This window comes from Ensifer sp. ENS08 (assembly GCF_014852195.1).
Classification (GTDB): Bacteria; Pseudomonadota; Alphaproteobacteria; order Rhizobiales; family Rhizobiaceae; genus Ensifer; species Ensifer adhaerens.
The window spans coordinates 1-24,480 of record NZ_JACVBF010000016.1 but is presented as its reverse complement, the minus strand read 5'-3'; the positions used below and the strand labels follow the sequence as shown (position 1 = coordinate 24,480).

The following is a 24,480-nucleotide window of genomic DNA, read 5'->3' as shown; positions in this document are numbered from 1 at the left end:
GGGGTTTTTCAATCGCTGGGCGTCTTATTTCGTTCATGGAACGGGGCGCAACCGCGCGTGGTCACGCCGCGCGGCCAATTGCCAAGGCCTGCGCTTGCAGTTCGTCGGAAAGAAACGCCCAAAGAGCCGAGACCGGGCGGGACGCCAGACCCTGATCGTCGGCGGCGAAAAGCCCCAGCTCGATCACCGGGGCAGGGGGCAGACCCTCTTCACCACCGAGAACCCGCATCGTGTTTGGACGGATGTTGAGATCGAGGAGAACTGCTATGCCGAGGCCCGCCTCGATCATCGACTGGATGGAAGACAGGCTGGCGCTCGTCAGCACCGTGCGCCAGGGGCGATCCCCGCCCTTCAGCGCCTCGATCATCTTCTGCCGCCAGGTGCAGACGCCGTCGAAGGTGATGAGTGGCAGAGGCCCTTCCGCCGGCACCTCGAAACCGCGCGCCGCGACCCATCGGAGCGGCAGTCGCCAGGTAAGGATCGCCTCGCCGCGGATCAGCGCCGGGTCGCCGATCGCGACATCGAGCCGGCCCTGCGACAGCTTCTCCGACAACACGGTGCTTTCGGTCACCGTCAGTTCGAGCGCGACATTCGGATGGCATTCGGCAAACCGTTGCAACGCTTTTGGTAGCGAGCCGACCGCGATATCCTCGATCATGCCGAAGCGGATCGGTCCCTGGACGGCCTGCCCGGCAAGCGCCCGCCGGGCGCCGGCGCTCAGGCCCAGCATCTTCTGGGCATAGGGCAGCAGCACATGCCCGGCTTCGGTCAGGTCCATGCCCCTTGCATTGCGGTTCAGGAGCTTGGCGCCGAGATCGTCCTCCAGCCGGCGCAACTGCATGCTGACGGCCGCTTGCGTCCTGGCCAGCCGCTGCGCAGCGCCGCTGACGCTGCCGCATTCGGCGGTCACGACGAAGGCGCGCAACAGGGCGATATCCAGATCATGCATATAACGATCCCTTATGAAGGTATCACAATTATTAGCGTTCCTTATTGTGCCGGGATTGTTATGTCTGTTCAAGCCCAAGGGGAGAACGGACATGGCGGAAACAGAGACGACAGCGAATAGCGCGTGGAGCGAACCGGGTGCGACGGATGACACCAACGGGCGCGTCACGCTTGCCATCGTCTTCTGCCTGCTCTCGATGTCGAGCGTGCAGTTTGGCGCAGCCCTTTCGAAGCCCGCCATGGAAAGCGTCGGAGCCTTTGGCGCAACCTGGCTGCGGCTATCCTGGGCGGCCGCCTTCCTGCTCATCCTCGTCCGCCCGCCTTTTCTCCGCTACACCCGAGCGCAATGGATTTCCGCGCTTTCGCTCGGCGCGACGATGGCGGTGATGACGCTCTGCTTCTTCGCGGCGATCGCCCGCATTCCCCTCGGCCTTGCCGTGGCGATCGAGTTTCTCGGTCCCCTGACGGTCGCTGCCGTTTTCGGCGGCCGTGGCTGGCGCCTGCTTTGTCCCGTTATCGCTGCGGCCGGTGTGCTCTGCCTCTCCTGGGACGGTTCCTCCTGGGTCGCAGATACGCGCGGGCTTCTGTTCGCCTTCGGTGCGGCGATCGGCTGGGGCGGCTACATCATCCTGATGAAGCAGGCTGGCCAACGCTTCAAGGGACTGGAAGGGCTCGCCGTTTCGCTGCTGTTTGCCGCGCTCTTTGCGACGCCGTTCGGCCTGTCTCAGGTGCAGTCCGGCTTCTCCTTCGACATGCTCTTGATGACGGCCGGGCTTGCCATCCTGGTGCCGCTGCTGCCTTATGCGCTCGAATTCATGGCGCTGCGGCGCATGCAGCCATCGGCCTTCGGCATCCTGATGAGCCTGGAGCCGGCGATCGGCGCGGGTGCCGGCTTCATCGTGCTGGGTCAGGCGCTTTCCCTCAACCAGATCTTCGGCGTGGCCCTCGTCATGCTCGCGAGCGCCGCCGGAACCTTGCTGGCGAAAGCCTAGAGCGCAGCAGCCAGGCTGTTTTGCCTGACATCGGCTTTCTGAAACTCGCAGTTGGGGGGCTGGCGCTTCAGCCCGCCGCGCCAACCTCTCCAAAAAAATAGGCACGTTGCGCACGACAGGCGAGATGTGCCCGTTTACAAAAGTAATATTATATGATTTTTTCTCGATGGCTGCGTGGAGGCAGCTTTCTTTGGGAGGAAATCATGAAAATCGCCAAGGCACTTGCGAGTGCAACGATCCTTGCTGCCTGCACGTTTGGCAGCGCATCCGCGGCCGATCTGGTCGTCGGCTTTTCGCAGATCGGCTCGGAGTCCGGCTGGCGCGCCGCCGAGACGACACTGACCAAGCAGCAGGCCGAACAGCGCGGCATCGACCTCAAATTTGCTGACGCACAGCAGAAGCAGGAAAACCAGATCAAGGCGATCCGCTCCTTCATTGCGCAAGGGGTGAACGCCATTCTCGTGGCGCCAGTGGTTGCAACCGGCTGGGACGAAGTGCTGCAGGAAGCCAAGGACGCGGAAATTCCGGTCATCCTGCTCGACCGCACGGTCGATTCGTCGAATGAGCTTTACCTGACGGCCGTCACGTCCGACCTCGTGCATGAGGGCAATGTTGCCGGCAAATGGCTGGTCGACACGACCGCGGGCAAGCCCTGCAACGTCGTCGAGCTTCAGGGCACGACCGGCTCCTCGCCGGCGATCGACCGCAAGAAGGGATTTGAACAGGCGCTATCCGGCCACGACAACCTGAAGATCATCCGCAGCCAGACCGGTGACTTTACCCGCACCAAGGGCAAGGAAGTCATGGAAAGCTTCCTCAAGGCTGAGGACGGCGGCAAGAACATCTGCGCGCTCTATGCCCACAACGACGACATGGCCGTCGGCGCCATCCAGGCAATCAAAGAAGCCGGCCTGAAGCCGGGCAAGGACATCCTTGTCGTTTCGATCGATGCCGTTCCGGACATCTTCCAGGCGATGGCCGCCGGCGAAGCCAATGCCACGGTCGAGCTGACGCCGAACATGGCCGGTCCCGCTTTCGATGCGCTTGCCGCCTTCCAGAAGGACGGCACCGCGCCGCCGAAGTGGATCCAGACGGAATCGAAGCTCTACACGCAAGCCGACGAGCCGCTGAAGGTCTACGAGGAAAAGAAGGGCCTCGGCTACTGACGTTGGCCGTGGCCCGCGCTGCTTCTCGCGCGGGCCACGCTCTTTCCCGAGTTTCCGTCTGAAGAGCACAGCTTGCCGCAGCTAGGCGCTGTGCTTCTCGTCAGTAGATACCAGCATCGCGGAGACGGTATCGATGCAGACCAATGACCACATTCTCCAGGCGATCCGGATCGAAAAGACTTTTCCGGGGACCAGAGCCCTCGACAAGGTCGATTTTCACCTCAGGCGCGGAGAGGTTCATGCGCTGCTTGGCGAAAACGGTGCCGGCAAGTCGACCCTGATCAAATGCCTGACCGGCGCCTATCGTCGCGACGGCGGCGCCATCCTGCTCGACGATGCCGAGGTTGATCCGCGCGACACCTTCGAAGCCCAGGCGCTCGGCATCGGCACGGTCTATCAGGAGGTAAACCTGCTGCCGAACCTGACGGTTGCCGAGAACCTCTTCCTCGGGCGCCAGCCGCGCCGCTTCGGCATGGTCGACGCCCGTGCCATGAATCGGCGGGCACGGGATCTGCTTGCCGATTATGAACTCGACATCGACGTCACCCGCGATCTCGCCAGCTATTCGGTGGCGATCCAGCAGGTGGTCGCCATTGCCCGCGCCGTCGATCTCTCCGGCAAGGTGCTGATCCTCGACGAGCCGACGGCGAGCCTCGATGCGCATGAGGTGGCGATGCTGTTCCGCATTATCCGGCGCCTCAAGGCACGCGGGCTCGGCATCGTCTTCGTCACCCACTTCCTCGAACAGGTCTATGAGATTTCCGACCGGATTACCGTGCTTAGGAACGGGCAGCTCGTCGGAACGCGCGAAACCGCCGGTCTTGATCGGCGCGAGCTGATTGCGATGATGATCGGCCGCGAGCTGGCGGCGGAAATCCACGCGCCGCGCGCCGAGGCCCAGCAAGGGCCGTTGCGCTACCGCTTCCGAAACTACGGCCGCAAGGGGCGCGTCCGACCCTTCGACCTCGATGTCCGAGCCGGCGAAGTGGTCGGCATGGCCGGCCTGCTCGGCTCCGGACGGACGGAGACCGCCGAGCTTCTCTTCGGCGCCCATCGCGCTGACAGCGGCGGGGCCGAGATCGATGGTCGTGCGGTCGATCTCTCGTCGCCGCGCGCTGCCATTCGCCATCGCTTCGGCTTCTGCCCGGAGGATCGCAAGACTTCGGGCATTATCGGCGATCTCTCGGTGCGCGAAAACATCGTGCTGGCGCTGCAGGCCCGCCGAGGCTGGACGCGGCCGATCTCGCGGGCGGAGCAGAACCGGCTGGCGGACCACTATATCCGCGCGCTCGATATCCGCACGGCCGATCGGGAGAAGCCGATCAAGCTTCTGTCCGGCGGCAACCAGCAGAAAGCGATCCTCGCGCGCTGGCTCGCGACCGAGCCCGAATTCCTGATCCTCGACGAGCCGACGCGCGGCATCGATGTCGGCGCCCATGCGGAAATCGTCAAGCTGATCGAGGCGCTGCGCGAGAAGGGCCTGTCCCTGATCGTCGTCTCCTCGGAGATCGAGGAACTGGTCGCTTACAGCACCCGGGTCATCGTGCTTCGCGATCGCGCCCATGTCGCCGAACTCGACGGCAGCCGCATCACAGCCAGTGAGATCGTCGAAGCGATCGCCGCAACCAATGAAAGGAGGACGTCGTGACGTCGTTCCTCAGGCTCTATTTCAACCGGTTGCTGCCGCAGCTGATTGCGCTCGGCATAATCGTCGCGGCGGTATCACTGGTGTTTCCCGGCTTCCTCAACCTGCAGATCCAGAATGGCCGCCTCTATGGCAGCCTCATCGATATCCTCAATCGCGGCGCGCCGGTGGTGCTTTTGGCAATCGGCATGACGGTCGTCATCGCCACCAAGGGCATCGACCTCTCGGTTGGCGCGGTCATGGCGATCTGCGGCGCAACGGCCGCCGCGGCGATCACGTCGGGACACTCGCTCGCCGCGACGCTGCTGATCACGCTTGGCGTCGGTATCCTTTGCGGTCTCTGGAATGGGGTGCTGGTCGCGGTGCTCGACATCCAGCCGATCATCGCGACGCTGGTGTTGATGGTCGCCGGCCGCGGCGTCGCCCAGCTCATCACCGAGGGGGCGATCCTGACCTTCAACGACCCCGGCCTCGTCTTCATCGGCAGCGGTTCCTTTGCCGGCCTACCGATGCCGGTGGTGATCTGGTTGATATTCGGCATATTGACTGCGCTGCTCGTAAGGCGGACGGCGCTCGGCATGCTGATCGAGGCGATCGGTGTCAATCGCCAGGCGAGCACGCTGTCCGGGGTGCTGACGCCTGTGCTGTTGATCGCCGCCTATGTGCTTTCCGGTCTCTGCGCTGCCATCGCCGGCATTATCGCCGCCGCTGACATCCGCGGTGCGGATGCCAACAATGCCGGTCTGTGGCTGGAGCTCGATGCCATCCTTGCGGTCGTCGTCGGCGGCACGTCGCTGCTCGGCGGCCGCTTCAGCATCGCCGCATCGGTGCTCGGCGCGATCATCATCCAGGCGATCAACACCGGCATTCTTCTCTCCGGCTTCCCGCCAGAGTTCAACCTGATCATCAAGGCTGCGATCATCGTCTTCATCCTGGTGCTTCAGTCGCCGCGCTTCCGCACGGCCTTTGCCCTCCTCGTGCCGGCGCGCGGTGCGAGAAACCCGAGCGAGCGAGCCGCAAAATGAAGCCGAAATATCTTCCGCTCACGGCAACGCTCGTGATCTTCCTGCTCGGCTACGCGCTTTGCGTGGCGCAATATCCGAACATGCTGTCGACGCGTGTCATCGGCAACCTTCTGACGGACAACGCCTTCCTTGGCATTGCCGCTGTCGGCATGACCTTCGTCATCATCTCCGGCGGCATCGATCTTTCGATCGGCTCGGTGATCGCCTTTACCGGCGTGTTTCTCGCCGTCGTGCTGGAACACACGAGCATCCACCCGCTCATTGCCTTCGCGATGGTTCTGGCGATCGCGACGCTCTTCGGCGCCGCGATGGGGGCGATCATCCACTATCTGGAAATGCCGCCCTTCATCGTCACGCTGGCGGGCATGTTCTTGGCGCGGGGCATGGCCTTCGTGTTGTCGATCGACAGCATTCCGATCAAGCATCCCTTCTACGCGACCTTGAAGGCGCTCTACTTCAAGCTGCCGGGCGGCGGGCGCATCACCCTGATTGGCGGCCTGATGTTGCTCGTCTTCGCGATCGGTATCCTGATCGCGCACCGCACACGCTTCGGCACCAATGTCTATGCGCTCGGCGGCGGCACGGCGACGGCGCGACTGATGGGCGTGCCGGTTGCGGCGACGACGATCCGCATCTATGCGCTCTCGGGCCTGCTTGCGGGATTGTCCGGCATCGTCTTTTCGCTCTACACCTCGGCCGGCTATTCCCTTGCCGCCGTCGGCGTCGAGCTCGACGCCATCACCGCGGTCGTCATCGGGGGCACGCTTTTGACCGGTGGTTCGGGCTTTGTTGCCGGCACGCTGGTGGGCATCCTCATTCAAGGGTTGATCCAGACCTACATCACCTTTGACGGATCGCTGTCGAGCTGGTGGACGAAGATCCTGATCGGCCTTCTGCTCTTTGCTTTTATCCTGCTGCAGAAGGGTATCATCTTCGTTTCGCGCCAGCGCCAGCAGCGGGCGTGAGGCAAGGGTCGCGCGATGTGGCCGTCCCCCCATCAGCCGCGCAAACGCACGAGCCACCGGCTCGTCGTCGAGGAACTCGGCCAGGCGGTGGTCGGAGGGGAATTCGCTGTCGGGGATATCCTGCCGGGTGATGTGGAGCTGGCGGCACGCTTCAACGTTTCGCGCACGGTCCTGCGCGAGGCGATGAAGACACTTGCCGCCAAGGGGCTGATTGTCGCCCGCGCCCGCATCGGCACGCGCGTGATGCCGCAGGCAAACTGGAACCTGTTCGATGGCGACGTGCTTTCCTGGCATTTCCGGGCCGGCGTCGATGAGGCGTTTCTCCGCCATGTCAGCGAGGTCCGTCTGGCGCTCGAGCCCTATGCGGCCGGACTGGCGGCACGCCGCGCCACGGACGCGGATATTTCCCAGATGATGCGGCTGGCCGTTGCCATGGGCGATGCCGGCCATAGCGCGCAGACGCTGGCGCGCGCCGATCTCGAATTCCATCTCCGTCTGCTTGAAGCGTCGCTCAATCCGTTCATGCAGACCGTCGGCAGCCTGATCGAGGCGGCGCTGATGGGTGTCTTTCAATTGAGCAACACGGCCGCCGATGGTGCCGAGATCGACCGCGTCGCGGTCGCGCATATCCGCATCGTCGAGCAGATCCGCCTGCGCAACGAGGAAGGTGCACGGGTTGCGATGGAGCAGGTGATCCGCGTCGGCCAGCAGCAGTTGATCGCCAATTTGAGGGCACGCGGCTGATCCGCAGCCGTGTCCGTCGGCAAGACACAAGGCGGAATTCGCCGCGCTGCTTGGCATTTGCCGGCACCTGCGCGTAGGCTGCCGTTGTGGGCGGAGAAACCCAAATCCCGATGCGACCGGGCCGCCGACAGAGCGAGCGGGGAGAGCAGGGTGAAACAGGATGTGCTGATCGCCGGCGCGGGACCGACGGGCCTGGTGCTGGCTCTCTGGCTGACCGCCCAGGGTGTCAAGGTCCGCATCATCGACAAGAACGTTGGTCCCGGCCCGACGTCGCGGGCGATGGTCGTGCACGCGCGAACGCTTGAGCTTTACCGGCAGCTCGATCTGGCCGATGCCGTGTTCGAGGCGGGTCACCGCAACCCTTCGGTCAACCTCTGGGCGAAGGGCAAGGTCAAGGCGCGGATATCCTTCAGTCCGACCGGCGGGAAAATGACGCCCTATCCCTTCGTTCTTGTCTATCCGCAGGATCATCACGAGCGGCTGCTGGAGGCCCGACTGGCGGCCTTGGGCGTCAAGGTCGAGCGGCAGACCGAGCTTGTCGAGTTCGAGCATGACGCCGCCGGGGTGAGCGCTCGCTTGCAGTTGCCCGATGGTGGCTCGGACGTTTGCACGGCGCAGTATCTTGCAGGGTGCGACGGCGCGCGCTCGCCGGTCCGGCACGGACTGGAGGTCGATTTTGCCGGCGGAACCTACGACCAGACCTTTTACGTCGCTGACGTTGAAGTGAGTGGGGCGACTGCGAATGGAGAAGCCCATATATCGCTCGAAACCGGTGATTTCGTCGCCTTGCTCGCCTATGCCGAGGGGCGGGGCCGCCTCATCGGTCTGGTGCGGGAGAAGCGGGAGGATGCAGACGCACTCACCTTCGCCGATGTGAGCCATCGCGCCATCGAAAGCCTTCGCCTCACCGTCGACAAGGTCAACTGGTTCTCCACCTACCGTGTGCATCATCGTGTCGCCGATCGCTTCGAGCGCGGGCGCGTGTTTCTGCTCGGCGACGCTGCGCATGTGCATAGTCCGGTCGGCGGCCAGGGCATGAACACCGGCATCGGCGACGCCATCAATCTGGCCTGGAAGCTTGCAGCGGTGCTGAAGGGACAGGCGCCGGACCGCCTGCTCGCCAGCTATGAAGGCGAACGGATCGCATTTGCCCGCCAGCTTGTCGAAACGACCGACCGGCTGTTCACCTTCGTGACGGCCGAAGGCAGCGTCGCGGATTTCCTGCGCATCCACGTCGCCCCAGCCTTGGCTGGTGTCGCCTACCGCGTCGGCGGTGTCAGAGAATTCCTGTTTCGCATCCTGTCGCAGACGCAGCTCAACTATCGCGGCGGCCCTTTGAGCCGGAGTGCGCGCGGCCGGGTGCAGGGTGGCGATCGGCTGCCCTGGCTAGGCATCAATGGCCTCGACAATTACGCTTCGCTGGCGGCCATCGCCTGGCAGGTACATGTCTATGGCGAGGCGCATAACGACATAAGAGCTTGGTGCGCGGCCAAGCACATGCCGCTTCACGTCTTCCCATGGGGCGAGCAACAGGCCGCCGCCGGCCTGGCGCGGGATGCCGCCTATCTGTTGCGTCCGGACACCTATGTGGCGGTGGTTGCGGACCGAGCGATGCCGGAAGCCCTCGAAGCCTACTTCGCCGAACAGGGGATCCGCCTGTCGGCGCCGGCTTGAGATTTCCCGAGACGGCGGCGCGGTGCGCCGCCGATGCTTGGTCGCAAGGAGCGTCAAGCTGAGACGAGAGATACGATCCCTTGTCGGCTTGAACTCGACCGGCGGTCAGTGCCCGGCCGGCGTCTCGGCCTTGCGTTCCGCTGCTTCGCCTTCAACGGCCGGATGCCGGGAAATGCCCACGAGCTTGTGGCCGCGCTCACGCAGCCACTGGAAAGCGACGTAGAGCGCCGGAATGACGAAGATGCCGACGAGCGCTGCGGCAAGCATGCCGCCAGCGACACCGGTGCCGACCGCGCGCCGACTGAGTTCGCCGGCGCCCTTGGCGACCACCAGCGGCACCAGGCCAACGATGAAGGCGAAGCTCGTCATCATCACGGCGCGGAAGCGGGCGCGGGCGCCTTCGATCGCCGCATCGACGATGCTTGCTCCAGCCTCGCGGTGCGCCTTGGCAAACTCGACGATCAGGATCGCGTTCTTCGAGGCGAGCGCGATCAGCACGACGAGGCCGATCTGGGCGTAGATGTCGAAGGACAGACCCGCGACGAGCACGGACAAGAGCGCGCCTGAGACGCCGAAGGCAACCGACAGGAGCACCGGCACGGGGATCGTCCAGCTTTCGTAGAGCGCGACGAGGAAGAGGTAGGCGAACAGCACGGCCATTGCCAGGATGGCGGTGGTCTTGCCCGCCGCCTCCAGCTCCTGCAACGCCGTTCCGGTCCATTCGTAGCTGTAGCCGGGCGGCAGGGTCGAGGCCGACAACGCTTCCATGGCGGCAAGCGCCTCGCCCGAGGAGCGGCCGGCGGACGGCTGGCCGTTCAGCGTGATCGAGCGATAATTGTTGTAGCGCACGATCGACTGGGGACCGACGATATAGTCGACCTTGGCGACCGAGGCGACCGGCACCATGTCGCCGCTCGTATTGCGCACGTGTAGGCGCTGGATGTCGTCGACGGCGTTGCGGTCGGCTTGCGCCGCCTGCATCGTCACCTTCCAGGTGCGGCCGAAGAGGTTGAAGTCGTTGACGTAGTAGCTGCCGAGCGTGCCCTGCAGCGTGGTGAAGAGGTCGCTCACCGAAACGCCGAGGGCCTGCAGGCGGTCGCGGTCGATATCGAGATAGAGCTGCGGCGAGCTTGCCGAATAGGTGGTGAAGGTCGGCCCGAGCGCCGGGTTCTGGTTGGCGGCGATAATCAAGCCGCCCGCCGTTGCCGAAAGATCGGCGACGGAACGGCCCTGCAGATCGAGCAACTGGTACTCAAAGCCCGAGCCGGTGCCGAGGCCCATGATTGGCGGCAGGTTGAAGGCGAAGATCTGCGCGCCGCGGATCGCCTGGCCCTTGACCATGGTCGTGCGGATCGCCGCCTCGACGCCGGCCGCTTCGCTCAGGCGTTCCGCAAAGGGTTTCATCGTGACGATCGCGAAGGCCGAGTTGGACTTCGACAAACCGTCGAGGAAGGAGTAGCCGGTGACGGTGATGACGTTGGCAACGCCCTCGATGCCGCCGAGCATCGTCTCGACCTGTTTCACGACTTCGTCGGTGCGGTTGTAGGAGGCGCCTTCCGGCAGACGGATTTCCGTGAAGAACGCGCCCTGGTCTTCCGCCGGCAGGAAGCCGGTCGGCACGACCTTGAAGAGGAAGCCCGTGGCGACGAAGGCGACCGCGAGCAGTGCCAGGCCGATGATGGCGCGCCGGGCGATGTGTCCGGCGACGAAGGCATAGCCGTCACGCCCCTTGTCGATGGTCCGCGAGATGTAACCGAGGATGCCGCGCTTCGGCCCATGATGGGGTTTCAAGAGCACCGCGCAGAGCGCCGGGCTGAGCGTCAGCGCGTTGATCGCCGAGATCACCATCGACACCGAAACGGCGACGGCAAACTGCTGGAACAGCTGGCCGCTGAGGCCAGGAATGAAGGCGACGGGCACGAAGACGGAGAGCAGCACGAGCGTGATGGCGACGATGGCGCCGGTGATTTCGCCCATCGCACGCCTTGCCGCTTCCGCAGCCGACAGGCCTGGATTTTCCTCCATCACCCGCTCGACGTTTTCGACGACCACGATCGCGTCGTCAACGACGATGCCGATCGCCAGCACCATGGCAAGCAGCGACACGGTATTGAGCGAGAAACCCATGGCGAGCAGCACGGCGAAGGTGCCGATGAGTGCGACGGGAACGGCAACGAGTGGGATCAGGGTCGCCCGCCAGTTTCCGAGGAACAGGAAGACGATGATGATGACGAGGATGAAGGCCTCAAACAGCGTCTCCTCGACGTTGTCGACGCTGGCTTCGACGAACTGGGCTGTGTCGTAGGAGACCGAATAGGTGAGGCCCGGCGGGAAGGATTTCGACAGCCGTTCCATCGCCTCCTGCACGCCCCTGGCGGCGGCAAGCGCGTTGGCGCCCGGCGCCTGGTAGGTGCCGATCATGGCGACCGGCTTGCCGTTGATCCGGGCGTTGGAATCGGAGCTGGCGGCGCCGAGCTCGACGCGCGCGACGTCGCGGATGCGCACATAGGAGCCGTCGGGCCGTGCCCTCAGAACCACGTCCTCAAACTGTTTGGGATCGGTGAGGCGCCCTTGCGTCTGGAGATTGAGCTGGAACAGCGGGTCGTCGGTCATCGGCTGGGCGCCGATGCGGCCGATCGCGGCCTGGACGTTCTGGGCCTTCAGCGCATTGATCACATCGGTCGGCGTCAGGTCGAGGCTGGTCATGCGGTCGATGTCGAGCACGACGCGCATCGAGTAGTCCTGGGCGCCGAAGAGCTGGGCATCGCCGACGCCGGGCACGCGCTTGACCGTGTCGAGCACGTTGATCGTGGCGTAGTTAGAGAGGAACAGGCTGTCGAAGTTCTGCTTCTCGTCCGCTGCAAAGATCGTGACGACCTGCATCAGCGCGGAGGACTTCTTGCGCACGCTGACGCCGCTCTGCTTGACCTCGGAGGGCAGGCCGGCCTCGGCGAGCGACACGCGGTTCTGCACGTTGACGGTGGCGATGTCGGGGTCGGTGCCGACGGCGAAGGTGACGGTCAGCGTATAAGAGCCGTCGGCGCCGCTCGTCGACTTCATGTAGAGCATGTCGTCGACGCCGACGACTTTGCTTTCGATCGGCTGGGCGACGGTGGTTTCGACCACGTCGGCGCCGGCGCCGGGATAACTGGCGGTGACGCTCACCTGCGGCGGCACGATATCGGGGAACTGGGCGATCGGCAGACGGGTGAGCGCAAGCAGACCCGCCAGCGTCAGCACGATGGAAATGACCGTGGCGAAGCGCGGGCGATCGATAAAGATCTCTGAAATCATCGCTTAGCCACCTGCTGCCGTGGCTGCATCGACGGTGATGCCGGGCCGCACCTTGCCGGCGCCCTCTGTGATGACGTTCTCGCCTTCCTTGAGGCCCTTGCTGATGACCGCCTGGCCGCGGGCGTTGCGTGACACGTCGATGCGGCGAAGCTCGACCTTGGAGCTGGCGTCGACCACCAGAACGAAGGCGCCCTGCTGGTCACGCTGGACCGCCTGCTGCGGCACGGCAAGCACGTTCTGCTTGTCGGATTGTTCGAGCATCACCCGCACCAGCGCACCGTCGAGCAGGATGCTGTCCGGATTGGGGAACTCGGCGCGCACGGTCACGGTGTCCGTCCCTTGCGAGACGTTGCTGGCGATAAAGTTGATCGTGCCTTTTTGCTTGTACTCGGTGCCGTTCGGAAGGCCGAGCCCGACATTGGCGCCGCCGCTGATCTCGCCCTTCAGCACCCGTTCGCGATAGGTGAGGTAAAGTGCGGTCGCCACCGGAAACTGGACATAGATCGGGTCGAGCCGGGTCAGCGTCACGAGCGGGCCGCTGTCCGGGCCGACGAGGGCGCCGACATCGGCCGCCGTCAGGCCGACGATGCCGTCGAAAGGCGCCGTGATCTTCGTATAGGAGAGGTTGAGGTCGGCGTTGTCCTTGCTGCCCTTGAGCCGGATCAGGTCGCCTTCGGCTTTCCTGACTTGCGCGTGCGCTTCGTCGACCTTGGCTTGGCTGATCGTCTTGCTGGTGAGGAGCTGCTCGGCGCGGTCGCGCTCGAGGATCGCGAATTCCTTGGCGGCTTCGGCTGCCTCGATCTGCCCTTCGATCTCCTGCACGGCGGCGCGGTAGGCGCCGTCTTCCACCCGGTAGAGCTCCGTGCCCGCCGTCACCTTCTGCCCTTCGGTGAAGTTGACCGCCTCGAGGAAACCCGAAACGCGGGCGCGAATATCGACTTTCTGGATCGCCGTAACCTTGCCCGTCAGATCCACGCTCTCGCGCAGGTCCATGATGGTGGCCGGCGCCACGACCACGGCTGGCGCCTGCTGCGCCAATGCCGTTTGCGCGGAAAACCCGATCGCGACAAGCAGTGCTGATGATAGTGAAAGGGCAGGAATTCTCGAACGACGCATGCAACGTTCCCCCTGAACGAAACAGCTGGAGATAAGATCAGTCCTTGGCAGTGCATTGAAATCAGAACATGTTCTCCGCGCCAAGTCACGCAATCATGGGTTGATTTAAGTGGAGGCTTGCAAAGATGATGCAAATACCCGCGAAAGGCGGGTTCAGAGAGAACTTGTCACAAAAGCAATGATTTGCCAGACCATCGTCCGTTCACGGCAGAGGGAGGCGACAGGCTGATTTTGTCGGATTTCGGTTGAGGGAGATGCGTGGAGGCGAACGTTTTACGTGTGCCACATCGTCACAATTGACGAGACCGGTCTGCAACCTCCGGTGACAGTTTCGCGAAGCCGCTGGGCAGACAGGTCCCGGCGCGATGCCGGGACCATGCTTAGTACTGTTGCCGGATCCAGCCGTCAGACGAGGTCGAAACGGTCGGCGTTCATCACCTTGTTCCAGGCCGCGACGAAATCGCGTACGAACTTCGCCTTTGCATCCGCCTGGCCGTAGACTTCGGCGATGGCCCGCAGCTGCGAGTTCGAACCGAAGACGAGATCGATGCGGGTGGCCGTCCGCTTGACGTCGCCGGTTCTGCGGTCACGCCCTTCGAAGACATCCTTCGCGTCGGATGTCGCCGTCCAGGCCGTGCCCATGTCGAGCAGGTTGACGAAGAAGTCGTTGCTGAGCGTTTCCGGACGATCGGTGAAGACGCCGTGGGCGGTCTGCCCGTGGTTCGCGCCGAGAACGCGCAAGCCCCCGACGAGCACGGTCATCTCCGGCGCGGTCAGCGTCAGCAACTGCGCCCTGTCGATCAGCAGCTCTTCCGGCGAAACCGCGTACTGGGCCCGCTGGTAGTTGCGGAAGCCGTCGGCGATCGGTTCGAGAACCGCGAAGGACTCGACATCGGTCTGCTCTTGCGTCGCATCCATGCGGCCAGGCGCAAAGGCGACCTCGATGTCGTGGCCGGCGGCTTTGGCTGCCTTCTCGACCGCTGCGGCGCCGCCGAGCACGATCAGGTCGGCGAGCGACACCTTCTTGCCGCCGGACTGGGCGTCGTTGAAACTACGCTGGATGCCTTCGAGGACCTCGAGAACCTTCGCCAGCTGCGCCGGCTGGTTGACCTGCCAGTCCTTCTGCGGGGAAAGGCGGATGCGCGCGCCATTGGCGCCGCCGCGCTTGTCCGAGCCGCGGAAGGTCGAGGCCGACGCCCAGGCGGTCGAAACCAGTTCGGAGACCGAAAGGCCCGAAGCGAGGATCCTGGCCTTGAGATCGGCGATATCCTTGGCGTCGACGAGCGGATGATCGACGACCGGGATCGGATCCTGCCAGATCAACTCTTCGGCCGGCACTTCCGGGCCGAGATAGCGGGCGCGTGGACCCATGTCGCGGTGCGTCAGCTTGTACCAGGCGCGGGCGAAGGCGTCGGCGAAGGCATCCGGGTTCTCGTAGAAATGCCGTGCGACCTTCTCGTAGGCCGGGTCGACGCGCAGGGCGAGGTCGGTCGTCAGCATCGACGGCGCATGGCGCTTGGATTTGTCGTGCGCGTCCGGCACGGTGTTGGCACCCATGCCATGCTTCGGCGTCCACTGGTGTGCGCCGGCCGGGCTCTTCGTCAGTTCCCATTCGTAGCCGAAGAGGTTCCAGAAGAAGTTGTTGCTCCATTTGGTCGGCGTCGTCGTCCAGGTGACTTCGAGGCCACTCGTGATGGTGTCGCCACCACGGCCGCTGGCGTAGGTGCTTGCCCAGCCGAGGCCCTGTTCCTCGATACCGGCAGCTTCCGGCTCGCGGCCGACATTGGCCGCATCGCCGGCGCCATGGGTCTTGCCGAAGGTGTGGCCGCCGGCGATCAGCGCCACGGTTTCCTCGTCGTTCATCGCCATGCGCGCGAAGGTTTCGCGGATGTCACGCGCGGCGGCGAGCGGGTCCGGAGTGCCGTTCGGGCCTTCCGGATTGACGTAGATCAGGCCCATCTGAACGGCGGCGAGCGGGTTTTCGAGGTCGCGGTCGCCCGAGTAGCGCTTGTCGTCGAGCCAGGTCTTTTCCGTGCCCCAGTAGATGTCTTCCTCCGGTTCCCAGACGTCGGGGCGGCCACCGGCAAAGCCGAAGGTCTTGAAGCCCATAGACTCGAGCGCACAGTTGCCGGCGAGGATCATCAGGTCGGCCCAGGAGATGCTGTTGCCGTATTTCTGCTTGATCGGCCACAGCAGCCGGCGTGCCTTGTCGAGGTTGGCGTTGTCCGGCCAGCTGTTGAGTGGCGCAAAGCGCTGCTGTCCGGCGCCCGCGCCGCCGCGGCCGTCACCGGTACGGTAGGTGCCGGCGCTGTGCCAGGCCATGCGGATGAAGAGCGGGCCATAGTGACCGAAGTCGGCCGGCCACCAATCCTGCGAATCGGTCATCAGCGCGAAGAGGTCCCTCTTCACCGCCGGCAGGTCGAGTTTCTTGAATTCCTCGGCGTAGTCGAAGGCTTCGCCCATCGGATCGGACAGCGAAGAGTTCTGGTGCAGGATCTTCAGGTTGAGCTGGTTCGGCCACCAGTCGCGGTTCGAGGTGCCGGGCGACTGTGCGCTCGTCTGGGCTCCGTGCATGACGGGACATTTGCCCGTTTTGTCGGCTTTCGCGTCCATTTTTATCTCCCTTCAAGATGACGTGAATTTTGGATGGGTCAGAGGAAAAGCGCCAGGCGCTGACAGGCGCCCAGCCGAGCCCGCGGCCCGGCATGTCTGGTGCCGTCGGTGGTTGTCGTTCCGCGAAGCGGTGTCGCCACTGGCTGCGTCTCCCTCATTGTGCCGTAGACTCTATCAAAGTGGTTCCATTAATTTAAGTTGGATTTCCTGATTGTAGCGATAAGCGAATCCTATCGCTAATGGACATGGGTCCCATGGGCACATGCTTGCAGCCCTCCATGCATTTTTGATGACGTTGGAGCGTTGCCGATTGCAGCCGATACAAGAAAATTGTTGCACTGCACTCCCGCCAAACTTGCGGAAGGTAGCGCCAATGGTTAGTCACACCGCAACGACTCAAGAGCTTTCCATTTTTCGTGTGACGAAAGGACAGAAATCGTGGCTGAGACAGAAATTGGTGCCGGCAAGGGCCGTCGCAAAGCACTTTGGGCTGCTGTCGCGGTCATCGCGATCGCAGCCGCGGGTGTCGTCGGCGGCAAGTTCATGCTCGAAAAGGCGGTCGGGACCTTCATCGCCGAGCGCGGCGGGAAGGCCGGCTCGGTTGAGGCGGACTTCTTCGGCCGCATTCATCTGCGCGACGTCACGCTGCCTTTCGCCGATGGCGTCAGCGCGCGCATCGCGGCAATCGACGGACGTCCGAAGATCTTTTCGCTGAGCGGCAAGCTCGACGTGAAGGGCCTGGAGCTCGACCTGAAGGCCGCCAAGCTTTCCGTGCCTGCGGCAACGCTGGAAGATCCCGACTTTTTCGCAGCCGGCCTGACGGCAAGCGGGGAAAAGGCTGACCTTTTGAAGCGCATCGAGCGTTTCGCGGCAAAGCAGGTCTCCGCGCCGGAAGTGACCATCGTCCAGAACGTTGCAAGCTCCGAGCAGAAGACGGTCTACAAGGATGTCCGGCTCGAGGATATCGCCAGCGGCCGCGTTGCGCGCTATTCGGCGAGCGGCGCCACGTTCGCCTTTGCCATGGATATTCCTGACGGCGAAGGGGCAACGAAGCGGGAAAAGATGGACGGCACCATGGGCGCCGTCACCGGAGAGAGCTTCGATGTGGCCTACATGGCCCGCATCTACACGCAAAAAGCCGGTCCTGAGGACAAGGAACCGAAGCTGCTCTACGGCCCGATCTCCGTAAAGAACCTTGCCTTCTCCGATAGCAAGTCGCGTTTCGGCTACGACGAAGTGCGCAGCAGCGGCCTCAGCGTCCGCATGCCGACCGAGCCGCTTCTCGAAACGCTCGAGCAACTCCAGGCGGTCAGCGATCCGCAAGCCCTGCCACCGGCGGAGCGCCAGGCATTCTTCAAACGCATTCTTTCGCTGGTCGACATGCTGGCAAAGGGCGACATGGAACTGCTCGGCCTGAAGATGGAAGTGCCGGAGCAGGAAAGCGCCGAGGGCAAGCTCGTGAAGCTCGCCGTCGACAAGATGGCGTTCCAGCTCAACGGTCGCAGTTTCGATGGCACGATGAACGGTGTCACGGCGGGCGAGGGGACCGACTACTTCAAGTTTGCCGAAGCCAGCATCAACGGTTTCTCCTGGGCTCCGACCATGGAGGCACTGACGAAGCTTGCGGGCCTGAAGGAGGAGGAATTCGAGACCTTCCCCTACACCACGCTGATGCCGGAATTCGGCACGATCCGGATCGCCGGGCTCGACGTGGACATGCCCGGTAGCGACCCGGCAGCCGTGACGGACAGTGAAACCGTCGAGGACGAGAGCGCGACCGAAACCGAGGTCGATCCGTCGATCAGTGCCGAACAGGCGCCGGAAGCCGAGCAGGTGCCGGACGAAACGACAAACGGCGAAGCCGCCAGCGACGCGGCGGTCCCCGGCGATGCAGCAGAAGAGCCGATGGCCGAGGCGCCTGCAGAGCAGTCGGCGGATGAAGCGACCGACGGCGAAGCCGCCAGCGGCGCGGAGATCGCCGGTGAAGTGCCGGAAGACCCGATGGCCGAGGCGCCCGTAGAGCAGCCGGCCGTGCCGTCCGTTCCGGAACGCGTTCGTTTCACGCTCGATACCTATGAAATCGCGCTGACGAAGCCGCGCAACGGCATTCCGACGGATGTCCGCGTCAGCTACCGCGACCTCAGCGTTCCGATCCCTGCGGACACGCAGGAAGAGGGCTTCAAGACGCTGCGCAAGATCGGCCTCGACAAGCTGGTCTTCTCGTCCAACGTCGAACTGTCGTGGGATGAGCCCAACGAGAACTTCGTCATCAAGCAGATTTCGCTGGATGGCAAGGACATGGGCAGCCTCTCTTTCTCCGGCGTCATGGGCGGCGCTTCGGAGGACTTCTTCTCTGGCGACCTCAATGCCGCGCAGATCGCGATGTTCGGTCTTACGGCGAGGGAAGTCACGCTCAAGCTCGAGGACAAGGGCATCATGGCCAAGGGCATCAAGCTCTATGCCGAAGATAACCACATGACCGAGGACAGCGTTCGCGGCCTGCTCGTGTTGATGACGAGCGCCGGTGTGCAGCATTTTGCCGCCACGCAGCCGAAACTGCAGGACGCGGCGACGGCGTTTACCCAGTTCATCAGCAAGCCCGGCACCTTCACGCTGAAGGTCAAGGCCAAGGATGAAGCCGGTGTCGGCGCGCTCGAACTGATGGGAGCTGCCGAAAACCCGGCGCTTCTGCTCGAGCAAGTCGATATCGAAGCCAAGGCGCAGTAAAATCTATCGCGGGCCGCGTCATCAGATGCGGCCCGCATTGCTTCAGTCGATGGCCGCCTGAAGGAAATCCCGAAGCGCTATCAATTCATCCTGCTCGATCTCGTGTGCGGCCCGATTGTAGAGGGGTCGGACATCAGCTTTCTGCCCCGCAAGATAATCGACCAGTTGTTCGGCGAGCGCCAATGGACCGGTAGGATCGTCTTGGCCGCCGGTGGCCAGGATCGGTTTGCCCTGAAGTCCGGCGTTGCCGGGTGGCACCCAAGACACGAGGGGATGCAGCAGGACCGCTCGCTCGAACAGACCAGGATATTTGACCAGGAGTGCGGCGAGCAGCGTCGCGCCTGTGGCGTAGCCGATGCCATAGACGGCTTGGCCCGGGTACACACGCCGCCTGTCGCCGATGGTGTTCGCCAGGTCTTCCACGGAGGCCGCGAATGCCCGGATATCGCACAGCCCGTCAACGGCTGCCGCTCAGGGTTGCCAAGTTCTCCGATTTCTTCGAGAGCTACGTCACCGAGACGCGGCCGCTTTGAAGCGGCGGGATCATGCGGCATGAAGTCAATACAGAGCCGTTTGCGGCTAAATGTGAGCAAAGGATACAAGAAATTACTGGCAGCACCCCCCATGTTTTCTCGGATATGAGCGGCAATAGCGAGATGCCCCCTTGCGTCGGATCTTTCGCGCATCGAATCGGATTGCACGCGAGGAGTGAACTCCATCGCCAGGGGGCGGGGCTGGACGGATGATGACAGAGCCAAGCGGTATTGGAGCGTATTTTGGCGAGCCGAAGGCGCCGTTTCTCATGGTGCGGCCCGTGCGGGACGCCCGGTTTTCGGTGACGCGCCTGCGGTGCCGGCTGAACGGAGAACTGAGCCGCATCGTATCGCTGCCGGCCGACGACGCCTATTTCCTGATGTTCTACTTCAAGGATGTCATGCACTGCGACCTGGTGCCGGGCGAAAGCGAAAGTGAAATTCGCCGCTACCGGCAGGGGTCGATCTGTCTCGTCGATCTCGCTGAGGGCGCCAGTATCCGGCTCGTCAGCGATCTCGATTCACTCGCTTTCCATCTGCCACGGGCCTTGTTTCATGAAGTCTGCGAGTTTTCGCATGCTCCCGCCGCCACCAGTCTTAGATGCCGTCGCGGCGAGGTCGACGACGTCATGCACAATCTCGCCTTGGCGCTGTCGCCGCTTCTTGACGAGAGCGAGGGTGAACCGGGTGCGGTGCTGCAGCACATCGCCGTCGCCATCTGCGCGCATCTTCTGCATTCCTACCCGGATCGCGCCGTCGCATCCGGCGGCCCCGATCTGTCTGTGTGGCAGGAGAAGGCGGCCAAGGACTTCATGATCGACCATTGGGCCAAGGACTTTTCGTTTGCGGCAGCAGCAGCGGCCGCAAATCTTTCGGAAGAGGGTTTTGCCGCGGCTTTTGCATCCGTGACCGGCCAGACGCCGCAAGAGTGGTTGATGCGGTACCGGATCGGTCGCGCCAAGCGCTATCTGATCGAAGAGGGATGGTCGCTGAGCAAAACCGCCGCCAGTTGCGGCTATGCCGACGAGGCCCGGTTCGTCGAGGCCTTTCGTGAGGTGACGGGCGTGACACCCGCCGTCTGGCGCGCGCGCTGGCTGCAGTGAGGGTACCATGCTGACCTTTGACGCTCGGCGATGCATCGCTGGATTTGCCTCTATATTGCGACAGCCAACCGTTGTAGCATCCGCCCGGCCGCTGAAGCGGGCGGCTGAGCTGGAAATCGGGAGACCCTGACCGATGGCCTTGCAAGAAGGACTGAGCGCAGACGAACGCACACCGCGCCCGATCGCCAAGCGGATCAGCGTCGGTGACATCACCGTCACGAGAACCTTCTCGGATCGCTTCGATCTGGAAGTCGGGCCGCTGATTCCGGTCGCCGATGCCTTCAACGTCATCGTCCAGATGCATGACTTCGAGGCGCATCGCCTGTGGCGGCGTGGCGAACTCGTGTATGAGGGAGGGCATCCCAAGGCCTCGCTCGCGATCACCGATCTTCGCGACCAATGGCAGTGCCACCATCTGTCGCCCTTCGACAATGTCCGCTTCCACATTCCCTTTGCCTCTATGCGGAGCTTTACTGAAAGGGCCGGGCGCGGCGAGTATGTGTCGCTGTCTCCCGTGCAGGGACGCGTGGATCCGGTCATGTTCGGCCTTGCCCAGGCCCTGCTGCCCTCGCTCGATGAGCCGGACCGGGCCAATCTGCTCTTCGTCGAACAGATCAACCTTGCCGCATTGGCCCATCTCAGCCAGGCCTATGGCGGTCTGCATTTCCCCGTCGACAAGAAGGGGACGCTGGCGCCATGGCAGGAGAGGCTGGCGACGGAGTTTCTGGTCGCCTATTTCAACACGCCGTTCTCGATCGGCGATCTTGCGGCCCAGTGCGCGCTCTCGCGCAGCTATTTTAACAAGGCTTTCAAGGAAAGCTTCGGGCGCACACCGTCCAGGTGGCTGTCCGAATATCGGATCGCGCGGGTTAAGGAGTGTCTGCTTCAGGACACACCCCTTGCTGAAATTGCTATCCACTGCGGCTTTGCCGACCAGAGCCACATGACCCGGGTATTCACCAGCCAGACGGGGGAAACGCCGGCACGCTTCCGGAAAAAGAACCGGTCGGTCGTCGTCGCTGTGGATCGATCTCCGCAATAGGGTGGAAAGAGGGCGCGCCCTCGTGCAAAATTTTCAAAACAGGTGAAAAACGTGCAAGAATGATGCGGCGACCGGGGCATTCATAGGGCCGCTCCTGCAAATGATTTGGTGAAACCGAGAATGAGTTGCGCGCACGTTTACCCTGCGCACGGCGACTTACGTCTTTCGTTTTCGTCGTCACGGCAGGTGGGTTTGGCGGGCAGTCTCGACACATAGGAGCGAAGACGATGACGAATGTTTCCACTGCCTCGGCCGGAGCGCGACCGCGCGACAGTCTCGGATGCTCGCTCGACCAGCTGGATGACGACAGGACGATCGAAGGCCGCGACATGGTCTTCCACCGCAAGCGGTCGACAGCGGGACCGCCGGGCCAGGTCACGACACCTGGCAACGGGCGAGGCTATCTGATCGGCCTATCGCTTGTGGGCGGTCATCGCCGCCGGGTTTTCGGAGCGCACCACTCTGCGACCCAGGAATTCGGCCAAAACTCGATCTACGTCAGGAACTTTGCCGACGATTATAAAGCCGATCTCAAAGGATCCTTCGATTTCACCTTGCTTGAAATCGGCCACGGTGCGCTCGAACGCATCGCAGACGCGGCAAATGCTTCTGGCGTGAGCGAGCTGCGGCCCGTTTCCGGCTCGCCCGACCCTGTTCTCGGCGGCATGCTCGGCGCTTTGTTTGCGTCGGTGGACGGATACACGGATCGAAGCGCGCTGTTTGTCGACCAGCTCTCGGTGGCAATCGGCGTGCATATGGTCCGGCAGTACGGTAACGGCCGTGGCGAGAGCCTTGCCGGAGGACGCAGGCTTTCGCAGCGCTGCCAGGCAAAGATCCGCGATCTGGTGCAAGCCCGTCTGGATGGCGAGCTCACCGTCGAGGACATGGCTGCGACCTGCAATCTGTCGCAGGCGGCTTTTTTGCGTGCCTTTCGCGAGACCATGGGCAGCACGCCCTACCGCTGGCTGCTGCAGCAGAGGATCGAAAAGGCCAAGGATCTGTTGCAGTTCTCGCCCACGTCCCTAAGTGAAATTGCCGTCGTCTGCGGCTTTTCGGATCAGAGCCATTTTACCCGGGCCTTTGCGCAGGCCGCAGGTGCCACGCCGCGCCAGTGGCGGCGCAGCCGACAGTCGTAACCCTCTGAAAGTACACGCGCCCTGCCGGCTGAAGGCGAGCGAAACTTTCAAAAATCCACCTTTGGCGACAAGAACGGGTCGCCGGTCGGCGGCATAGTTGGGCCTCTCCAATCGGAGTTCAGTTTCAACAGTAAGAGGTCACGACCATGTCTGCGACAGCGACCCCCGGTAAACTCCTCGTCTCGCCCAAAGACCACACCCTGATCATGATCGACTTCCAGTCGCAGATGTCCTTTGCGACCAAGTCGATCGACGCGGTGCTCCTGCGCAACAACGCAGCACTTGTCGCCAATGCGGCGGCAGGTTTCGGCGTTTCGACCATCCTCACGACCGTTGCCGAAAAGACGTTCTCCGGCCCGATGTTCTCCGAGATCACCGATGCCTTCCCCGGCCAGAAACTGCTGGACCGCACCTCGATGAACACCTGGGAAGACGCCGCGGTGATCGAAGAGGTCAACCGCATCGGCAAGAAGCGCCTTGTCATGTGCGGGCTGTGGACCTCGGTCTGCATCGTCGGCCCGACCCTCTCGGCGCTCGATCAGGGATTCGAGGTCTATGTCATCGCCGACGCCTGCGGCGACGTTTCGGATGAGGCGCATGAGCGGGCGATGGACCGCATGGTGCAGGCCGGCGTCCGGCCGATGACCTCGCTGCAATACATGCTCGAGCTGCAGCGCGACTGGGCGCGCACCGAGACCTACGACATGACCACCGGTATCGCCAAGAAGTTCGGCGGTTCGTATGGCCTCGGCATCATCTACGCCAAGTCGATGTTCGGCGCGTCCGAAGGCCACTGACAGAACGCTTCCGCGCTCTAGATTAACGCTCTGGCCGCCTCGCTGCGGCCGGAGCGCCACCTTTATCCCGTAAAGGAGTTGGCGATGAAGATGTACCTTCTCTCGCTTGGAGCCGGGCTGGTCGTCGGCGTCATCTATGCGCTGCTCAACGTCCGCTCGCCGGCGCCGCCGGTCATCGCGCTGATCGGTCTGCTTGGCATTCTCATAGGGGAGCAATCCGTCCCCCTGGTCAAGCGCGCCCTGTCGGGTGAGCCGGTCAACCTCTCCTGGTTCAATCGGCAGTGCATGCCGCACGTGTTCGGCCATCTGCCCGGCGGGCAGATCGCAACCGGCACGGCGAAGGATGCTGCCGGCACCGACGAAAGGGCCTGACGATGCCGACTAGACGCTCGTTCCTCGGTGCCGCCTCGTCGCTGGCGCTGCCCGCTCTCTTCCCGTCGGCCCGCACCGCCGGCGCCCAACAGACCGGAGATACTTCGATGACGCCCGACCTGATCCTTCACACCGGCCTCGTGACGACGCTCGACCGCGCCAATCCGACTGCCACTGCCGTTGCCGTCAAGGATGGCCTGATCCTCGCTGTCGGTGACGACAGGACGATCATGGCGCTGGCAGGCTCAGGCACAAAGACCATCGACCTCAAGGGCAAGCGCGTCCTGCCGGGCCTGAACGACAATCATACCCACGTCGTGCGTGGCGGCCTCAACTTCAACATGGAGCTGCGCTGGGACGGCGTGCGCTCGCTTGCCGATGCGATGGACATGCTGAAGCGGCAGGTGGCGATCACGCCGGCGCCGCAATGGGTGCGGGTCGTCGGCGGCTTCACCGAGCACCAGTTCGCCGAAAAGCGGTTGCCGACGATCGATGAGATCAACGCGGTCGCGCCCGATACGCCGGTGTTCCTGCTGCATCTCTATGACCGGGCGCTGCTCAATGCCGCGGCGCTCCGCGCCGTCGGCT

Annotated in this window: 19 protein-coding genes; 14 read left to right on the top strand and 5 right to left on the bottom strand. The window is 63.5% G+C overall.

Annotated features, from left to right (window positions below):
- Positions 1-61: 61 nt before the first annotated feature.
- On the bottom strand, positions 62-949 hold the full coding sequence (locus tag IB272_RS26450; RefSeq protein ID WP_162733033.1) for a LysR substrate-binding domain-containing protein: 888 nt from the start codon (positions 947-949) through the stop codon (positions 62-64).
- A gap of 91 nt (positions 950-1,040) precedes the next feature.
- On the opposite strand from IB272_RS26450, the gene IB272_RS26445 reads away from it, so the two are divergent.
- The 7 genes from IB272_RS26445 to IB272_RS26415 all read left to right on the top strand — a co-directional run bounded on the left by IB272_RS26445 (position 1,041) and on the right by IB272_RS26415 (position 9,159).
- Positions 1,041-1,940, top strand: coding sequence for an EamA family transporter (locus tag IB272_RS26445; protein ID WP_060585691.1), 900 nt, complete (start codon positions 1,041-1,043; stop codon positions 1,938-1,940).
- Positions 1,941-2,143: 203 nt separating this feature from the next.
- Entirely contained in the window at positions 2,144-3,106 is a 963-nt protein-coding gene (ytfQ, locus tag IB272_RS26440; protein WP_034789595.1) for a galactofuranose ABC transporter, galactofuranose-binding protein YtfQ, read from the top strand.
- Positions 3,107-3,239: 133 nt separating this feature from the next.
- Entirely contained in the window at positions 3,240-4,754 is a 1,515-nt protein-coding gene (gene ytfR / locus IB272_RS26435; RefSeq protein WP_090297020.1) for a galactofuranose ABC transporter, ATP-binding protein YtfR, read from the top strand.
- Positions 4,751-5,776 (top strand): ABC transporter permease, encoded by a 1,026-nt coding sequence (locus tag IB272_RS26430; RefSeq protein WP_113135829.1) that lies wholly within the window; start codon positions 4,751-4,753, stop codon positions 5,774-5,776. The genes ytfR and IB272_RS26430 overlap by 4 nt, the downstream gene beginning before the upstream one ends.
- Positions 5,773-6,741, top strand: a complete 969-nt coding sequence (yjfF, locus tag IB272_RS26425) for a galactofuranose ABC transporter, permease protein YjfF (protein WP_034789588.1) — start codon at positions 5,773-5,775, stop codon at positions 6,739-6,741. The genes IB272_RS26430 and yjfF overlap by 4 nt, the downstream gene beginning before the upstream one ends.
- 15 nt (positions 6,742-6,756) lie before the next feature.
- On the top strand, positions 6,757-7,485 hold the full coding sequence (locus tag IB272_RS26420; RefSeq protein ID WP_060528942.1) for a FadR/GntR family transcriptional regulator: 729 nt from the start codon (positions 6,757-6,759) through the stop codon (positions 7,483-7,485).
- A 150-nt stretch (positions 7,486-7,635) separates the two neighbouring features.
- Positions 7,636-9,159, top strand: a complete 1,524-nt coding sequence (locus IB272_RS26415) for an FAD-dependent monooxygenase (protein WP_113135830.1) — start codon at positions 7,636-7,638, stop codon at positions 9,157-9,159.
- 105 nt (positions 9,160-9,264) lie between these two features.
- On the opposite strand, the gene IB272_RS26410 is transcribed toward IB272_RS26415, so the two are convergent.
- The 3 genes from IB272_RS26410 to katG form a co-directional block, all read right to left on the bottom strand.
- On the bottom strand, positions 9,265-12,453 hold the full coding sequence (locus IB272_RS26410; protein ID WP_113135831.1) for a multidrug efflux RND transporter permease subunit: 3,189 nt from the start codon (positions 12,451-12,453) through the stop codon (positions 9,265-9,267).
- 3 nt (positions 12,454-12,456) lie between these two features.
- Complete coding sequence (locus IB272_RS26405; RefSeq protein ID WP_034789574.1) at positions 12,457-13,569, bottom strand: efflux RND transporter periplasmic adaptor subunit; 1,113 nt, start codon at positions 13,567-13,569, stop codon at positions 12,457-12,459.
- 405 nt (positions 13,570-13,974) lie between these two features.
- Complete coding sequence (gene katG, locus IB272_RS26400; protein ID WP_090297014.1) at positions 13,975-16,182, bottom strand: catalase/peroxidase HPI; 2,208 nt, start codon at positions 16,180-16,182, stop codon at positions 13,975-13,977.
- 438 nt (positions 16,183-16,620) lie between these two features.
- Between katG and IB272_RS26395 the strand changes: the two genes are divergently transcribed.
- Positions 16,621-18,909, top strand: a complete 2,289-nt coding sequence (locus tag IB272_RS26395) for a hypothetical protein (RefSeq protein ID WP_113135832.1) — start codon at positions 16,621-16,623, stop codon at positions 18,907-18,909.
- A gap of 42 nt (positions 18,910-18,951) precedes the next feature.
- Here IB272_RS26395 and IB272_RS26390 read toward each other — a convergent pair whose 3' ends face one another.
- The gene (locus IB272_RS26390) at positions 18,952-19,332 is read right to left on the bottom strand and encodes a hypothetical protein (protein WP_146749526.1); all 381 of its coding nucleotides are present in this window, start codon (positions 19,330-19,332) and stop codon (positions 18,952-18,954) included.
- A gap of 322 nt (positions 19,333-19,654) precedes the next feature.
- On the opposite strand from IB272_RS26390, the gene IB272_RS26385 reads away from it, so the two are divergent.
- The 6 genes from IB272_RS26385 to IB272_RS26360 form a co-directional block, all read left to right on the top strand.
- Positions 19,655-20,545, top strand: a complete 891-nt coding sequence (locus IB272_RS26385; protein ID WP_034789833.1) for an AraC family transcriptional regulator — start codon at positions 19,655-19,657, stop codon at positions 20,543-20,545.
- A 133-nt stretch (positions 20,546-20,678) separates the two neighbouring features.
- Positions 20,679-21,587 (top strand): AraC family transcriptional regulator, encoded by a 909-nt coding sequence (locus IB272_RS26380; RefSeq protein WP_113135833.1) that lies wholly within the window; start codon positions 20,679-20,681, stop codon positions 21,585-21,587.
- Between the two features lie 227 nt (positions 21,588-21,814).
- Positions 21,815-22,723 (top strand): AraC family transcriptional regulator, encoded by a 909-nt coding sequence (locus IB272_RS26375; RefSeq protein WP_113135834.1) that lies wholly within the window; start codon positions 21,815-21,817, stop codon positions 22,721-22,723.
- A 146-nt stretch (positions 22,724-22,869) separates the two neighbouring features.
- On the top strand, positions 22,870-23,520 hold the full coding sequence (locus IB272_RS26370; protein ID WP_043623178.1) for a hydrolase: 651 nt from the start codon (positions 22,870-22,872) through the stop codon (positions 23,518-23,520).
- 84 nt (positions 23,521-23,604) lie between these two features.
- On the top strand, positions 23,605-23,892 hold the full coding sequence (locus tag IB272_RS26365) for a XapX domain-containing protein (protein WP_034789552.1): 288 nt from the start codon (positions 23,605-23,607) through the stop codon (positions 23,890-23,892).
- A gap of 2 nt (positions 23,893-23,894) precedes the next feature.
- Positions 23,895-24,480: amidohydrolase family protein (locus tag IB272_RS26360; RefSeq protein ID WP_192445423.1), on the top strand; the 586-nt coding region annotated here is incomplete at its 3' end.

Bases quoted from the DNA above. Each gene is read 5' to 3' on its own strand.
- IB272_RS26385 (WP_034789833.1), top strand. From the start codon at position 19,655: ATGACAGAGCCAAGCGGTATTGGAGCGTATTTTGGCGAGCCGAAGGCG.
- IB272_RS26380 (WP_113135833.1), top strand. From the start codon at position 20,679: ATGGCCTTGCAAGAAGGACTGAGCGCAGACGAACGCACACCGCGCCCG.
- IB272_RS26375 (WP_113135834.1), top strand. From the start codon at position 21,815: ATGACGAATGTTTCCACTGCCTCGGCCGGAGCGCGACCGCGCGACAGT.
- IB272_RS26445 (WP_060585691.1), top strand. From the start codon at position 1,041: ATGGCGGAAACAGAGACGACAGCGAATAGCGCGTGGAGCGAACCGGGT.
- IB272_RS26410 (WP_113135831.1), bottom strand. From the start codon at position 12,453: ATGATTTCAGAGATCTTTATCGATCGCCCGCGCTTCGCCACGGTCATT.
- IB272_RS26365 (WP_034789552.1), top strand. From the start codon at position 23,605: ATGAAGATGTACCTTCTCTCGCTTGGAGCCGGGCTGGTCGTCGGCGTC.
- katG (WP_090297014.1), bottom strand. From the start codon at position 16,182: ATGGACGCGAAAGCCGACAAAACGGGCAAATGTCCCGTCATGCACGGA.
- yjfF (WP_034789588.1), top strand. From the start codon at position 5,773: ATGAAGCCGAAATATCTTCCGCTCACGGCAACGCTCGTGATCTTCCTG.
- IB272_RS26405 (WP_034789574.1), bottom strand. From the start codon at position 13,569: ATGCGTCGTTCGAGAATTCCTGCCCTTTCACTATCATCAGCACTGCTT.
- IB272_RS26370 (WP_043623178.1), top strand. From the start codon at position 22,870: ATGTCTGCGACAGCGACCCCCGGTAAACTCCTCGTCTCGCCCAAAGAC.
- IB272_RS26450 (WP_162733033.1), bottom strand. From the start codon at position 949: ATGCATGATCTGGATATCGCCCTGTTGCGCGCCTTCGTCGTGACCGCC.
- ytfQ (WP_034789595.1), top strand. From the start codon at position 2,144: ATGAAAATCGCCAAGGCACTTGCGAGTGCAACGATCCTTGCTGCCTGC.
- ytfR (WP_090297020.1), top strand. From the start codon at position 3,240: ATGCAGACCAATGACCACATTCTCCAGGCGATCCGGATCGAAAAGACT.
- IB272_RS26420 (WP_060528942.1), top strand. From the start codon at position 6,757: ATGTGGCCGTCCCCCCATCAGCCGCGCAAACGCACGAGCCACCGGCTC.